The 13,993-nt window shown below is 62.2% G+C and carries 14 protein-coding genes and 1 pseudogene; 10 read left to right on the forward strand and 5 right to left on the reverse strand.

Going from position 1 to position 13,993, the window contains the following annotated elements:
* Positions 1–156, reverse strand: a pseudogene (locus AC07Y2_RS26425) (DUF6124 family protein); the annotation flags it as partial.
* A gap of 452 nt (positions 157–608) precedes the next feature.
* On the opposite strand from AC07Y2_RS26425, the gene AC07Y2_RS26430 reads away from it, so the two are divergent.
* The 4 genes from AC07Y2_RS26430 (at position 609) to AC07Y2_RS26445 (ending at position 4,613) form a co-directional block, all read left to right on the forward strand.
* Positions 609–1,040, forward strand: coding sequence for an HhH-GDP family DNA glycosylase (locus AC07Y2_RS26430; RefSeq protein ID WP_103387254.1), 432 nt, complete (start codon positions 609–611; stop codon positions 1,038–1,040).
* On the forward strand, positions 1,037–1,768 hold the full coding sequence (locus AC07Y2_RS26435; RefSeq protein WP_103387255.1) for a DUF72 domain-containing protein: 732 nt from the start codon (positions 1,037–1,039) through the stop codon (positions 1,766–1,768). Before AC07Y2_RS26430 ends, AC07Y2_RS26435 begins: the two co-directional genes overlap by 4 nt.
* A gap of 101 nt (positions 1,769–1,869) precedes the next feature.
* Positions 1,870–2,250, forward strand: coding sequence for a RidA family protein (locus tag AC07Y2_RS26440; RefSeq protein WP_039773120.1), 381 nt, complete (start codon positions 1,870–1,872; stop codon positions 2,248–2,250).
* A 374-nt stretch (positions 2,251–2,624) separates the two neighbouring features.
* Positions 2,625–4,613, forward strand: a complete 1,989-nt coding sequence (locus tag AC07Y2_RS26445) for a peptidase U32 family protein (protein WP_007955412.1) — start codon at positions 2,625–2,627, stop codon at positions 4,611–4,613.
* A gap of 60 nt (positions 4,614–4,673) precedes the next feature.
* Here the strand turns inward: AC07Y2_RS26445 and AC07Y2_RS26450 are convergent, their stop codons facing one another.
* Positions 4,674–5,984, reverse strand: a complete 1,311-nt coding sequence (locus AC07Y2_RS26450) for an MFS transporter (protein ID WP_103387256.1) — start codon at positions 5,982–5,984, stop codon at positions 4,674–4,676.
* A gap of 489 nt (positions 5,985–6,473) precedes the next feature.
* On the opposite strand from AC07Y2_RS26450, the gene AC07Y2_RS26455 reads away from it, so the two are divergent.
* Positions 6,474–7,499, forward strand: coding sequence for a GlxA family transcriptional regulator (locus AC07Y2_RS26455; protein ID WP_103387257.1), 1,026 nt, complete (start codon positions 6,474–6,476; stop codon positions 7,497–7,499).
* Positions 7,500–7,520: 21 nt separating this feature from the next.
* On the opposite strand, the gene AC07Y2_RS26460 is transcribed toward AC07Y2_RS26455, so the two are convergent.
* Both AC07Y2_RS26460 and AC07Y2_RS26465 read right to left on the reverse strand, forming a co-directional pair.
* Positions 7,521–8,585 carry an alpha/beta fold hydrolase gene (locus AC07Y2_RS26460; RefSeq protein ID WP_103387258.1) on the reverse strand — a complete coding sequence of 355 codons (1,065 nt, stop codon included), beginning with the start codon at positions 8,583–8,585 and terminating at the stop codon, positions 7,521–7,523.
* Positions 8,586–8,797: 212 nt separating this feature from the next.
* On the reverse strand, positions 8,798–8,992 hold the full coding sequence (locus AC07Y2_RS26465) for a PLDc N-terminal domain-containing protein (protein WP_041475233.1): 195 nt from the start codon (positions 8,990–8,992) through the stop codon (positions 8,798–8,800).
* Positions 8,993–9,158: 166 nt separating this feature from the next.
* On the opposite strand from AC07Y2_RS26465, the gene AC07Y2_RS26470 reads away from it, so the two are divergent.
* Both AC07Y2_RS26470 and AC07Y2_RS26475 read left to right on the forward strand, forming a co-directional pair.
* Positions 9,159–9,995 (forward strand): AraC family transcriptional regulator, encoded by an 837-nt coding sequence (locus AC07Y2_RS26470; protein WP_103387259.1) that lies wholly within the window; start codon positions 9,159–9,161, stop codon positions 9,993–9,995.
* Positions 9,996–10,046: 51 nt separating this feature from the next.
* On the forward strand, positions 10,047–10,643 hold the full coding sequence (locus tag AC07Y2_RS26475) for a LysE family translocator (RefSeq protein ID WP_103387260.1): 597 nt from the start codon (positions 10,047–10,049) through the stop codon (positions 10,641–10,643).
* A 13-nt stretch (positions 10,644–10,656) separates the two neighbouring features.
* Here AC07Y2_RS26475 and AC07Y2_RS26480 read toward each other — a convergent pair whose 3' ends face one another.
* Positions 10,657–12,054, reverse strand: a complete 1,398-nt coding sequence (locus AC07Y2_RS26480; RefSeq protein WP_256587085.1) for a PBS lyase — start codon at positions 12,052–12,054, stop codon at positions 10,657–10,659.
* A 174-nt stretch (positions 12,055–12,228) separates the two neighbouring features.
* Here AC07Y2_RS26480 and AC07Y2_RS26485 point away from each other — a divergent pair, with 174 nt between their 5' ends.
* From AC07Y2_RS26485 to AC07Y2_RS26495, 3 genes are all read left to right on the forward strand, one after another.
* Entirely contained in the window at positions 12,229–12,942 is a 714-nt protein-coding gene (locus tag AC07Y2_RS26485) for a class I SAM-dependent methyltransferase (protein ID WP_408980499.1), read from the forward strand.
* A gap of 116 nt (positions 12,943–13,058) precedes the next feature.
* The gene (locus tag AC07Y2_RS26490; protein ID WP_103387289.1) at positions 13,059–13,754 is read left to right on the forward strand and encodes a tRNA (adenine(22)-N(1))-methyltransferase; all 696 of its coding nucleotides are present in this window, start codon (positions 13,059–13,061) and stop codon (positions 13,752–13,754) included.
* Between the two features lie 54 nt (positions 13,755–13,808).
* The gene (locus AC07Y2_RS26495) at positions 13,809–13,973 is read left to right on the forward strand and encodes a DUF2986 domain-containing protein (protein WP_064595861.1); all 165 of its coding nucleotides are present in this window, start codon (positions 13,809–13,811) and stop codon (positions 13,971–13,973) included.
* Positions 13,974–13,993 lie beyond the last annotated feature (20 nt).

Genomic DNA, 13,993 nt, shown 5'->3' on the forward strand with positions numbered 1-13,993 from the left:
GGCCATGATGTAGGGGGCGGGCGGGCCGAGGTAGTAGTTGAGGGCGCGTTCGGCGGCTTCGTTGAATTTTTTGGAGTCAGGGCATTCGTAGGGGGATGTTGGATTGGTGATGCTGGCCGGTGCGGTAACCGGGGGATTTGGAGAAGGTTTGATCATTTTCAGGTTCCGAAATGATGCTGAAACCGCTTCTCTGCTAAAAGAAGGGTGGCAGCTGGACGCAGGTTAGCAGACCGGGGAACCTAAGGAAGCCGGCGCGCCGAAGCGCCCTGCGTACAGCCGCCATCAAATGCAGGCATGGAACCTGATTGATAGTGCGCGTACGACCTTAGGTTGACCACGGGCTGCTAAACCCGATCACTGCAAATCAGTGACCCGATCCAAGTTACCGGCCGACCCCAAGGCGCACAAGCCGGCGGATTCTGGCGTAGCGGTAGGCTCTGGCGCAAGGATTTGTAGGCATTCGGAAGCATTCCGACATGTCTTTAAACGGCGTGATTCAAACCTGTTTATCAATCATCGCCCGACGAGGAGAAACCTGACGCGTTAAGCCTCAAAACCATTCGTCGCCAGCCCCGCACTCATCACGCCGCCCCTCGCTCAAAAACTGCATGACCAAAACCATCAACGCCGAAGACTTGCACATCGACCTGCATCCGCTGAACGAATCAGCGCTGTTCAAATGGCTGCTCGCCAGTTTCCTGATGGGCAAACGAATCCAGGCCGAAATTGCCGCCGAAGCCTATCGAGTGATCGTTGAACGACACCAGCGGGATACGCCGCGCAAACTCGGCCATTGCACCCATCGCGAACTGGTGCGGATGCTCGGCCAGGCGCATTACGTGCGCTACGACGAAACCACCGCCGAGCGCTTGCTGGCCCTGGTCGCCAGACTGAATGACGAATATGCCGGGCGGGTAATGAACATGGTCGAGGCGAGCGCCGACCGCCAGGACTTCGAAAAGCGTTTGCAAGCCTTCGAAGGGATCGGCCCGAAAACCGTGGAAATCTTCATGCGTGAAGCGGGCAAGGTGCTGTTTTGAATGTGCCGTCGATCTTCATCGGTTGCGCCGGCTGGAGCCTGCCCCGGCAGCACTGGACGGCCTTTCCGGAGCAGGGCACTCATCTGCAACGTTATGCCGCGCTGCTCAATGGCGTGGAAATCAACAGCTCCTTCTACCGTCCGCACCAACGCCAAACCTACGCCCGTTGGGCCGAGTCGGTGCCGGACGGATTTCGCTTCTGCGTGAAGATGCCGAAGTCGATCAGCCATGAGCGGCGTCTGTGGGACTGCGAACATGAGCTCGACGCCTTTCTCGAGCAGTGCTCGGGACTGGGTGATCGCCTGGGTTGCCTGCTGCTGCAGTTGCCACCGTCGCTGGTGTTTGACGAAGCGGTTGCCGAGGCGTTTTTTATCGGCTTGCGCCAGCGCTATTCCGGGGCCGTGGTGCTGGAGCCGCGCCACGAATCCTGGGCCGCCGCCGAACTGCTGTTGATGGCGTATCGCATCGCGCAAGCGGTGGTCGATCCCTCGCGAATCAGCACCGACACGGCTCCGTGCGGCTGGCCGGGCGTGCGCTACTGGCGGCTGCACGGTTCGCCACGGATTTATCACAGCGCCTATGATTCGGCGTATCTGGAAAGGCTCGCCGGCGATTTGCAGGTGGCGGCTGTCGATGGCATCGACACCTGGTGCATTTTCGATAACACCGCCAGCGGCGCGGCACTCGGCAATGCGCTGGAACTGCGGCGGATACTGGCGCAGGGCTGACACACCGCGTCGGGACTTCCCACCGGCGACCGGGTCTGTAAACTGGCCGCCCGAAACGGCGCGCGATGGCGCCGTCCTCACTGCCAGCGAAGGACTTTCCCATGGCCAACCAAGACATCACCTACACCCCGGACCCGGATGCAGACTCGATCTCTTCGGACGTGACCGAATTCAACGGCATCCTGATGTCGACCCAGATTCCGACCCGTTCCGACGGCAGCCTGGAACTGGGCGACGTCACCGCGCAGAGCGAATGCACGTTGCAGGCGCTGAAAGTGGCGCTGGAAAAGGCCGGCAGCTCGATGGATCGCGTGCTGCACCTGACCATCTACCTGACCGACATGGCTGATCGCGCTGCGTTCAACGAGGTGTACAAGCGCTACTTCGCCAAGCCATGGCCGGTGCGCGCGGCGGTTGGCGTGGCGGCGCTGGCGGTTGAGGGGATGAAGGTGGAAGTGACTGCGATGGCTGCCAAGGCTTGACCCCGTAATGATCGTTCCCACGTCGAGGCGTCGAACCGTCCGCGTGGGAATGCCTCAAGGGACGCTCCGCGTTCCAGCTCTGGAAGGGATGCGGAGCGTCCCGGGCTGCATTCCCACGCAGAGCGTGGGAACGATCTGTGACGCCGGGCGTGGGAATGCCTCAACGGACGCTCCGCGTTCGGCTCTGGAAGGGACGCGGAGCGTCCCGGGACTGCATTCCCACGCAGAGCGTGGGAACGATCAGTGACGGACCGCGTGGGAGCGATCTGATCGTGACGGGTTGAAAACAGCCACCCGGCAGCACAGGCGTGCCGGCCACGCGTTTCGCGGCTACAATGCGCGCCTCAACCGTGACAGCCTGACTAAAAAAACATATGTCCTTGCCCAAACATCACCTGGAACTGCTCAGCCCCGCCCGTGACGTGGCCATCGCCCGCGAGGCCATCCTGCATGGCGCCGACGCGGTGTACATCGGCGGCCCGAGCTTCGGTGCGCGCCACAACGCGTGCAACGAGGTGAGCGAAATCGCCGAACTGGTGGAATTTGCCCGTCGCTATCACGCGCGCATCTTCACCACCATCAACACCATCCTGCACGACAACGAACTGGAACCGGCGCGCAAGCTGATCCATCAGTTGTACGACGCCGGCGTCGATGCGCTGATCGTCCAGGACCTGGGCGTGATGGAGCTGGACATTCCACCCATCGAGCTGCACGCCAGCACCCAGACCGACATCCGCACCCTTGAGCGGGCCAAGTTCCTCGATCAGGCCGGTTTCTCGCAACTGGTACTGGCCCGTGAACTGAACCTCAAGGAAATCCGCGCAATCGCCGATGAAACCGATGCCGCCATCGAGTTCTTCATCCACGGCGCGTTGTGCGTGGCGTTTTCCGGTCAGTGCAACATTTCCCACGCGCAGACCGGGCGCAGTGCCAACCGGGGCGACTGCTCCCAGGCCTGCCGTCTGCCGTACACCCTCAAAGACGAAAAGGGTGGCGTGATCGCCTACGAAAAACACCTGCTGTCGATGAAGGACAACAACCAGAGCGCCAACATCCGCGCGCTGGTCGAGGCCGGTGTGCGTTCGTTCAAGATCGAAGGTCGCTACAAGGACATGGGCTATGTGAAGAACATCACCGCCTATTACCGCCAGCGCCTCGACGACGTGCTCAACGACCGCCCGGACCTGGCGCGCGCTTCCAGCGGCCGCACCGCGCATTTCTTCATGCCGGACCCGGAAAAGACCTTCCACCGTGGCAGCACCGACTACTTCGTCAGCGAGCGCAAGATCGACATCGGCGCGTTCGATTCGCCGACCTTCACCGGTCTGGCGGTGGGCACGGTCGAGAAAGTCGGCAAGCGTGACATGCAGGTCATCACCCACGAGCCGCTGTCGAACGGCGACGGCCTCAACGTGCTGGTCAAGCGCGAAGTGGTGGGGTTCCGCGCCAATATCGCCGAAGCCAAGGGCGAGTTCGAGGAAGAAGGCGAGAAGCGCTACCGCTACCGCGTCGAGCCGAACGAAATGCCGGAAGGCCTGTACAAGCTGCGCCCGAACCACCCGCTGAACCGCAACCTCGACCACAACTGGCAGCAGGCCTTGCTCAAGACTTCTGCCGAGCGTCGGATCGGCGTGAGCTGGCTGGCGAAGCTGCGTGAAGAGCGTCTGGAACTGACCGTGACCAGCGAAGAGGGCATCAGCGCCAGCGTCGCGCTGGAAGGCCCGTTCGGCGTCGCCAACAAACCGGAACAGGCGCTGGACACCTTGCATGACCTGCTCGGCCAGCTCGGCACCACCGAGTACCACGCGACCTCGATCAAACTGGATGCGCCGCAAGCGTTCTTCATCCCGAACTCGCAGCTCAAGTCGTTGCGCCGTGAAGTGATCGAAGCGCTGACCGCCGCCCGCGTTGCCGCCCACCCGCGCGGTTCGCGCAAGGCCGAGACCACGCCACCGCCGGTGTATCCGGAGGCGCATCTGTCGTTCCTGGCCAACGTCTACAACCAGAAGGCTCGCGACTTCTACCACCGTCACGGCGTGAAGCTGATCGACGCCGCGTACGAGGCTCACGAAGAGGCGGGCGAAGTGCCGGTGATGATCACCAAGCACTGCCTGCGGTTCTCCTTCAACCTGTGCCCGAAACAGGCCAAAGGCGTGACTGGCGTGAAAACCAAAGTCGCGCCGATGCAGCTGATTCACGGCGACGAAGTGCTGACCCTGAAGTTCGACTGCAAGCCGTGCGAGATGCATGTGATCGGCAAGATGAAGGGCCACATCCTGAATCTGCCGCAGCCGGGCAGTGTGGTGGGGCATATCAGCCCTGAGGATCTGATGAAAACGATCCCGCGCGCGCCGCACTGATTCAGAGGCAATAAAAAACCGGTGACGAAAGTCACCGGTTTTTTTATGTCTGCCAGAAATTCAACTGGCTTCGTAGCGCGATCCCGTTGCTGGCGCCGCTTCGCCGCTCAACGCATCGACCATCGGCGGATGCTCCTGCGCTGCTTGGCGCAGATCCTCGGTCACCCGCAGCTCTGCACCGGTCGGCGAGAAGGTCGCTGCCGCCGCAAACGGCGCCGGGTTGGCCGGCACCGGACGCTTGCCGCGACGCCAGAAGAAGAACGTCACCATGCTCAGGTTGACCAGCGCGAAGACCCAGAACAGACCGGTTTCGCCATGGGCGTTCATCGCCGGCGAGATCAGTAGCGGGCTCATCGCCGAGCCCAGCGAATTGATCAGCAACATGCCCTGAATCATCGGCACCAGGGTTTCAACCGGTGCACGGTCGGCAGCGTGACTGACGGCGACCGGGTACAGCGCGAACACGCCGCCGCCCAGCAGGAACAACATCGCCGCGAGCATGGCCGAGGACAGCGGCACCAGCACGATCACCAGCGACAGCACGGTGCACGCGGCGCACAGCACGGTCAGCACTTGCAGGCGATCCTTGCGATCGGACCAGCGACCGACCGGGTATTGCAGCAGCATCGCGCCGAGGATCGTCCAGGCCATCATGCTGCCGACTTCGCCGACGTTCAGGCCGATGCGTTGCAGGTACAGCGGCAGCAGGGTGTAGATCGCCGCGATGGTCACGCCGGAGCCGAAGCAGCCGACCAGCCCGGTGGGCGATACGCCGAGCAGCGCCCGTGGCTTGAGCGGTTCGACCTGTTCCAGCAGCGGCGAAACCCGCGGCAGGATCACGATCGGCAGCACCGACAAGGTCGCGAGCATGCCGGCGACCATGAACGGCGCCGTGTCGCCCAGCCCGGTGATTTTCCCCAAAAACGCCTGACCCAGCACGCCGGCGCCGTAGAGGACGATCATGTACAGCGCGAGCAGGCGGCCGCGAATTTTCGCGTCACCGGCCAGCAGCAGCCAGCTCTCGATCACCAGAAACACACCGACCGTGGCCCAGCCGTTGATCAGTCGCAGCACGACCCAGCCCCAGGTGTCATAAAACAACCCTTGCAGCAGGATGGTCGCGGCGATGAGCGAGGCGAAGCTGCTGTAGGCGCGGATGTGGCCGATGCGCAGGATCAGCCGGTCGTTGAAGATCGCGCCCAGGGTCAGGCCGATGAAATAGGCCGAGGACACGATGCCGATCATCGTCGCCGATTCGCCGGCCGCGCCCAGACGCAGGGTGGTCAAAGAAGACAGAAAGCCGTTGCCCAGGGCAACAATGAATAGCCCGAGCAGGGGCGCCAGCGCCATGGCCAGCAAACGCGGTGTCATAAAAACCTCAAGTGATCGAACAGCGGAACGTGCGCCTCTGCGCATGCGAGTGCCAAGCCGAAGTGTGTTGAAGACAAACGACCGCCGAACGGGCAGGGCGATTGAGCCTGGCGCACTTTGTGAAAGTGGCCGGCTGTTCAAACCTGAGGGTTGTCATGGCTGCGGGCAGGCGCCGTTCGGGCGACTGCAAGAGGAGGCGCGATTTTAAGCCTTGTGTGGCGTTTGCCAAGGTGCCGGGCCTGCGACGTTGGGACGCAGGCCGGCGGGGATTGGGTGACTGATCGTTCCCACGCTCTGCGTGGGAATGCAGCCCGGGACGCTCCGCGTCCCTCCCAACGCCGGACGCAGAGCGTCCATGGAGGCATTCCCACGCAGAGCGTGGGAACGATCAAGGTCAACGGCGTGGGAGCGATCTCTGGATGGGTGCTTGCGTCGTTCGCGAGTAATTTGCTGCGGCGCCGGTTAGCATGGCGCCATAACAACGAAACGATGGACCCCACCTTGATCGAACGACGCCAATTCAGCGGTGGCATGAAGGGCAAGAACCTTCGCTACCTGAACGAGCCCGCCAGCGGGCCGGGACGCATGACCCGCACCGGGTTTGTGCTGCTGGAGCATTTTTCCCTGCCGGCCTTCACCCAGGCGCTGGACACCCTGGTCACCGCCAATCTGCTGCGCCCCGGTCTGTTTTCCACGTGCACCTTTGGCTTGAGCGACGGTGAAGTGATCAGCGACCTGGGGCTGGTGATCCGCCCGGACGCGCGCCTGGAAACCAGCGTGTTGCAGGAACTGGATCTGCTGGTGATCTGCGGCGGTTACCGCACGGAATTGAAGGCGAGCGATGAGCTCATCAACCTGCTGAAGATGGCCGCCGAGGCCGGCGTGATCCTGGCCGGGTTGTGGAACGGCGCGTGGTTCCTGGGCCGGGCAGGGGTGCTGGAAGGCTATCGCTGTGCGATTCACCCGGAGCATCGGCCGGCGCTGGCGGAAATTTCCAAGGCGACTCAGGTCAGCAGCGAACCCTATGTGATCGACCGCGACCGGTTGACCGCGTCCAGTCCCTCCGGCGCGTTCCACATGGCGCTGGACTGGATCAAGGGCCTGCACGACAAGGCGCTGGTCGAAGGCATCGAAGACATTCTGGCGTTCGAGGAATCGCGTTACCGGCGGATCAAACCGACCGAGAACATCTGCGTCAGCGCGCCGTTGCGTGAGGTGGTGAAGCTGATGGACGCCAACCTCGAAGAACCGTTGGAGCTGGAGCAACTGGCGGTGTATGCCGGTCGCTCCCGACGTCAGCTGGAACGGCTGTTCAAGGAACAACTGGGCACCACGCCACAGCGTTATTACATGGAACTGCGCATCACCGAGGCTCGGCGGCTGCTGCAACACACCGAGCTGTCGCAGGTGGACGTGCTGGTGGCCTGCGGATTCGTTTCGCCGAGTCATTTCAGCAAGTGCTACAGCGCCTATTTCGGTTATCGGCCGTCCAAAGAAAAACGGCTCGTCAAATGACGAGCCGTTTGGCGTGCCGCTTCAGAGGTGATCGGCGTCGATGATCGCCTGAGCGAAGGCTTTCGGGTCTTCCTGCGGCAGGTTGTGACCGATGCCACCGTTGATCAGGCGGAACTGGTATTTGCCGGTGAAGCGTTTGGCGTAATCCTCGGGCGCCGGGTGCGGGGCGCCGTTGGCATCGCCTTCGAGGGTGATGGTCGGCACGCTGATCGACGGCGCGGTGGCGAGTTTCTGTTCCAGTGCCTCGTACTGGCTTTCACCCTGCACCAGGCCCAGGCGCCAGCGGTAGTTGAACACGGTGATGGCGACGTGATCCGGGTTCTGCAACGCCTTGGCACTGCGGTCGAAAGTGGCGTCGTCGAAGGCCCATTTCGGTGACGCCAGTTGCCAGATCAGCTTGGCGAAATCATGGGTGTTCTTGGTGTAACCCGCCTCACCACGGTCTGTGGCGAAGTAGAACTGATACCACCATTGCAGCTCGGCCTTGGGCGGCAGCGGATTCTTGCCGGCGGCCTGATTGCCGATCAGGTAACCGCTGACCGACACCAGTGCCTTGACCCGCTCCGGCCACAGCGCCGAAACGATGTCCGCCGAACGCGCGCCCCAGTCGTAGCCGCCGAGCACGGCTTGCTTGATCTTCAGGGCGTCCATGAAATCGATCACGTCACTGGCCAGCGCCGCCGGTTGACCGTTGCGCACGGTCTTGTCGGACAGGAAATGCGTGTCGCCATAACCCCGGGCATACGGCATCAGCACCCGATAACCCTTGGCCGCCAGCAGCGGCGCGACGTCGTCGTAGCTGTGAATGTCATACGGCCAGCCGTGCAGCAGAATCACCACCGGGCCATTGGCCGGGCCGGTTTCGGCGTAGGCCACGTCCAGCAGGCCAGCCTTCACGTGTTTCAGCGGGCCGAAGGGCAGATCGGCCTTGACGCTGGCGGCTGCGGTCTTGACCGGCTCGGGTGCTGCGGTTTGCGCTTGAGCGAAGGCGCCAAACTGCAGCAGCGCAGTGGCGAGAAGCGACAGGCCCAGCAGGCGACGACGGTTTTTTCCAGTGTGGACGGCGGTGTGCAGTGCAGGCTTCATGGCGAGTCTCCTTGGTAATCGGTGAGGGCCGGGCGGTGGCTGAACCCTTCGAATCTGGAGTCCATTAAAGGCTGTCCACGTATCTGCGCTGTTTCCGTTTTCGTCATCTGATGCCCAGGCATGTATCCGAGCGGCATTCGTACACACTGGGATACAAACCTGCAGCCAACAAAAAGCCCCGAATGTTCGGGGCTCTTGCTTGCCTTGGGTTTTCAGGCCTGCGTGACGTGCTTGGGCCCGGCCAGCGCCCAGGCGATCAGCCCGAACAGCGGCACAAACACGATCAATACGATCCAGACGCCTTTGTTGCTGGCTTTCCCCTCACTCTTGCGCACCCGGTTGATCGCCCACAATTCGATGAGCAAAAGCACGACGGCCAGTACGATCCACGTGGTTTCAATTTGCATGAGCTACCTCCTGATGGTCTTTGACTTAGGCGGGCCGTGACACTCAGGGTTCATTAAATTTGCTGGGTGGTCTGCCTGGCTCACGTGCACAAATGTTCTAAACCCATCGGCAAAGTCGCGGTAACGTAGACGTCCTCAACAACCAACACTGCCTTCGGAGCCTTGCGTGGACAAACGCAACTGGATCGAGCTGTCCCAGGATGCCGACACCGGGATCGAGTCGATTCGTGCCCATTTCCAGGGCCATGCCTACGATCCGCACTGGCATGACAGCTTTCTGGTGGGCGTCACCGAGCAGGGGGTGCAGCAGTTTCATTGCCGGCGCGTGCGCCATCTGAGTACGCCGGGCAAGATTTTCATGCTGGAGCCGGGGGAGATCCACGACGGGCACGCGCCGACGGAGGAGGGCTTCACCTATTCCATGCTCTACCTCGACCCGCACTGGCTGGAGCGCGAACTGCGCGTGCTGTTCGAGCATGCGCCGGACAACAGCCAGCTCGGGTTCACCGATACCCTGAGCCAGGATTCGCGCCTGTCCACGGCCATCAATCAGGCCTTCAACGCCTTGCATCAAGGCGACTTGCGCATCGTGCGCCAGACCGCCATCGACACCTTGCTCGGTTCGCTGACGTCCCACCTCGACTGGCGCAAGCGCCAGCCGTTCGATCCGCGCCTGCCACGGGTGGCCCAGGTGGCGCGGGACTATCTGCATGCGCATGCCTTCGAAGACATCGGGCTGGACGACCTGGCCCAGGCCTGCGGGGTCGATCGCTTTCGTCTGACCCGTGCGTTCAAGGCCGCTTTCGGGCTGGCGCCCCATGCCTATCTGATCCAACTGCGGCTGGCCCGCGCCCGGCAATTGCTGGCGCGCGGCGAAACACCCGCCACCGTCGCCAGCGCCCTCGGTTTCGCCGATCAAAGCCATCTCGGGCGCTGGTTCCGCCGTGCCTATCACCTGACGCCGGCGGACTACCGCAAGCGCTGCTCAAACCTTCCAGACTGAACCCCGCGCAACCGCGACCATGGCCTCCTGTTTTGATTCGGGAGTCCTGTCATGGAATCGTTGCTGCCTTTTCTGCTGTTTTCCTTCGTCGCCTCGATCACCCCGGGGCCGACCAATATTCTGGTGATGAGCCACAGCTCGCGGCGCGGTCTGACGGCCACCGTGCCGATCATCTTCGGTGCGTGTGTGTCGGCGGCGCTGGTGGTGTTGGTGGTCGGACTCGGCGTGGGGGAAACCTTGCTGCGCTATCCCCGTGTCCAGCAGGCGATGGCCTGGGCCGGGGTGTTGTGGCTGAGCTGGCTGGCGTGGCAGATCTTTCGCAGCACGCCGCCGTCGCTGGACTCGGCGACAGCGGCTGATGACGGCTTCAACGTGTTCGGCGCCGCCGGCCTGCAATTGATCAACCCCAAGGTGTGGATGATGGCCGTGGCGGTGGTGAGTGTGTTTGGCGGCAACGGCGACGACAGCGCGCGGATGGTGCTGTTGTCGACGGTTTTTCTAATGGTCTGCCTGCCATGCATGACGGCGTGGGCGCTGTTGGGCGTGGGCAGTGCGCGGTTCTTTGGCTCGCCACGAGCGTTTCGGCGAATGAATGCCGGGCTGGCGTTTTTGTTGTTGCTGTCGGCTTGGTTGGCGGTGTTGGTCTAGATCGGTTCAGACATCAGTCGGTAAAGAGCGCGACCCTGGCACTCTGGATATGACCGTTGGCGGCCAGGGCTCTGAGCTGTTGCATCAACGCGCTACGCTCACCTTTTGAGGTGACCGGGTCGACAACCTGATACTGGCGGTCGCACCAGAGATCCACCTTCCGCAGCCAGAATGTCTCAACCACGGGTTCTGCCTCCAGTCGTTTCAACAGATAGGCGATCTGCTGCCAATGGGACATCAAGCGCAAGATCGCCCAACTGCGTTGCGGGGGCAGGTCATGCCATTCGCAATCCAGTTTCGTGGCGACCCCGGTATTCAGTACGGCCCAAGGCTGCTTGTCCGATAGCGCGTAGGCGGCGAGGTACACTTTTTCCGAAGGATCACTCAACGCCCCGAGCATCAGCTGCAGATCTTCGTCGCCCAGCAGGCGAACCGCAGCCTGCCGCACAGAGGGATAGATCGAGCTCAGCGCTTCAATAAGCCAGTGCTTCTGGAGTCTGATTTCCAGCTCGGAAGCCAGGCCCAGCACGCCAAGCCATTCGCGTTTGCGGGTGGGGAAATCCAGGCTGAGCCGCTGCGTCAGTACCTCAGATGCATCGACGCCGTGACGAGGCGCTGCCCAACGCGCCAGGCTGCGAATCGCGGGCGAGGGATCGAGCAAAGCCAATCGCAGCAGGTGAACTGGATCGTCAGACAGCGGAAGGAGGGCGCGCAGTATGCTGACTCGTACCTTGGCACCCGGCCGCGCCAGTGCCTCAAGCAGCAAAGGCGAAGCCTGCGCTGGCGGCAGATCCTGACAGACCGACACCGCAGCCAACCTTACGGTCAGCTCCCTATGAGCCAGGGCGCTACGCAGGAGTCTCTCCGGGTCGAAATCCGTTTCCAGCAGCAAACTGAACAGGTAGCGCGCGGCTTTGCCTTGCCGCGTGAGAAAGTTTGCGAAGACCTCATCGCGGATATCCGGTGATTGAAGAACAGTGCGTGCGGCGGTGTAGGTGGGGGCATGGTCAACCCGCTGCCGCCCCGCCAGCGCCATGATCGACTCCAGCGCATACAGCAACGCTGGCGCCTGGGCGGGATTCAGGTAGTTGTTCAGCCCGGACAACGCCAGATCGCGAATCTGCGGCACCCAATCGTTGAGCCGCTCTATCAGGGCTACAAGCGCCTGCGGAGAGCAATCGCGACTGAGTTCTCTCACCGCGACTTCCCGGACGAAGCCGTTGTAGTGGGTGCTGAGTTCTATCCATGTACCGCTGCCATTGGCATTCGCGAGCAGTTCCAGCGCTTCGTTGCGCCGATACTCCGCCCACGTCGGCTCGGTCACGGGTTTGTTCTTCAGCCGGTCCCACCAGTCCTTTGGAGATGTCACGCAATGATCCTTTTTGTAGTTGTCCGGGTGCAGGGTGGCCACTTTACTGATTTTTGCGGTCGCAGGCGTAACGTCATTTCGCTGGGGCACGGCGTGGGAGCCGAGCAGAGAGTGCTGGATATACCTTCCGCATTCCTGACGGGAATGCACCGCATGAAATCAATGAATTTCTATTATCGATCCTCCTGACGTAGGGTGATTCAAGGACACGGAGAAATGCCCTTGAACGCTTCCCCTACTGAAAAATTCGACACCTCCCGCGCCAATGAATATGGCAAGCAAAGCCGCATTGCGCTGGCGGGCTATGACGCTTGCCATGACCTTGGCGCATGCATGCTGGCAGCCAGCCTCGGTAACGCGGGCTCGGCGCGGATTCTGGCGGTTGGCGCAGGCGGGACCGCCCAGGAAATCATCGCGATGGGAAGCCTGGAGCCAGGCTGGCGCTTCATGGCGGTTGACCCTTCCGAGCCGATGCTGGCGGCGGCGACCGAGCAGTTGCGGTCGCATGACTTGCTGGCGCGAACGGATCTGCATCTCGGGCCGGTCGATGACTTGCCTGCCGATGAGTCATACGACGCGGCCACGGTGATCGGCGTTCTGCATCATCTGGAAGGCGATGAGGCCAAGCGAGCGCTTCTGCAATCCATTCGGGCGCGTTTGAAGCCGGGTGCTCCGCTTATCGTGGCCGGCAATCACTACGCGTATGCCAGCCAGCCGTTGCTGCTGGAAGCGTGGGGGCAGCGCTGGCGGCAGAGCGGTGCCAGCGCCGATGAGGTGAAGGCCAAACTGGGGAAAATCCTTCAGGGCGCCGATCCTCCGCATTCCGAGGCGGCGGTTCAAAAGCTCTTGCATGAAGCCGGATTCGGCGAGGTCACCCGGTTTTTCAGCAGCCTGTTCTGGGGCGCGTGGTTGACGCGTCGAGTGCGTTGATCCGGGGCCGAGCGACGAATCCGACCACACGCATTTGAAATCCCCGCCATTGCCCCCCAGAATCGCGCCCCGATCCGGCCACCAGCGCCGGGCGTTCAGAATGAAAGGGGTTGCAGTTGAACGAACAGACATTGTCCATGCGCCTGGAGCGGGTGGCGGCGCACGTGCCCGCCGGTGCGCGGCTGGCCGATATCGGCTCGGATCACGGCTACTTGCCGGTGGCGCTGATGCGCCGTGGCGCGATCGCGACGGCGGTGGCAGGCGAAATGGCCGAGACACCGTTCCGTTCGGCGCAGCGCACTGTGCGCGAAAACGATCTTGAGCAGCAGATCGCCGTGCGCCTGGCTAATGGCTTGATGGCCGTCGACCCGGCGGACGGGATCACGGCAATTACCGTATGCGGCATGGGCGGTGAAACCATCCGCGACATCCTCGAAGCCGGCAAGACGCGCCTGAGCGGCCGCGAACGCCTGATCCTGCAACCCAACGGCGGCGAGCAACCGCTGCGGCAATGGCTGATGGACAACGACTACCGAATCCTCTGTGAGGAAATCCTTCGGGAGAACCGCTTCGACTACGAAATCATCGTGGCCGAGCGAGGCGGGCCGGTTTCCTATACCTGCGAGGAACTGTACTTCGGCCCGCTTCAGTTACAGGCGCGCAGTCCGGCGTTTGTCAGTAAGTGGCAGCACCGGCTGCGGCACAAGCAGCAGACGCTGGCTCACTTCGGACGGGCTCGGCATGCCGTTTGTGAACACAAGGTGCAGGAGCTGACGCAGCAGGTGCGGTGGATTACTGACGTGCTGGGGTGAAGCAGGCCCAACGCTGATATCATCCAACAACTTTCAAGCAGGCCAAAAAACACCATGAACCGTCAGAAAAAACTGCAACAGCTCTTCAAGGAAAAATCCAGAAAGGCCAACGCCAAACTGGCACCCAAGAGCAACAAGCCGAAGTACATCAGCAAGGCGGATCGCCTGAAGCTCGAGGCGCAAGCGGCTCCAGAGTCGATTGAAACCCCTGAGGCCTGATCAGGCAGGCGCGCAGCAGG

This window comes from Pseudomonas sp. GW456-12-1-14-TSB6 (assembly GCF_059424205.1).

Bases quoted from the DNA above. Each gene is read 5' to 3' on its own strand.
- AC07Y2_RS26430 (WP_103387254.1), top strand. From the start codon at position 609: ATGACCAAAACCATCAACGCCGAAGACTTGCACATCGACCTGCATCCG.
- AC07Y2_RS26440 (WP_039773120.1), top strand. From the start codon at position 1,870: ATGGCCAACCAAGACATCACCTACACCCCGGACCCGGATGCAGACTCG.
- AC07Y2_RS26445 (WP_007955412.1), top strand. From the start codon at position 2,625: ATGTCCTTGCCCAAACATCACCTGGAACTGCTCAGCCCCGCCCGTGAC.
- AC07Y2_RS26450 (WP_103387256.1), bottom strand. From the start codon at position 5,984: ATGACACCGCGTTTGCTGGCCATGGCGCTGGCGCCCCTGCTCGGGCTA.
- AC07Y2_RS26455 (WP_103387257.1), top strand. From the start codon at position 6,474: ATGGACCCCACCTTGATCGAACGACGCCAATTCAGCGGTGGCATGAAG.
- AC07Y2_RS26460 (WP_103387258.1), bottom strand. From the start codon at position 8,585: ATGAAGCCTGCACTGCACACCGCCGTCCACACTGGAAAAAACCGTCGT.
- AC07Y2_RS26465 (WP_041475233.1), bottom strand. From the start codon at position 8,992: ATGCAAATTGAAACCACGTGGATCGTACTGGCCGTCGTGCTTTTGCTC.
- AC07Y2_RS26475 (WP_103387260.1), top strand. From the start codon at position 10,047: ATGGAATCGTTGCTGCCTTTTCTGCTGTTTTCCTTCGTCGCCTCGATC.
- AC07Y2_RS26485 (WP_408980499.1), top strand. From the start codon at position 12,229: ATGCCCTTGAACGCTTCCCCTACTGAAAAATTCGACACCTCCCGCGCC.
- AC07Y2_RS26495 (WP_064595861.1), top strand. From the start codon at position 13,809: ATGAACCGTCAGAAAAAACTGCAACAGCTCTTCAAGGAAAAATCCAGA.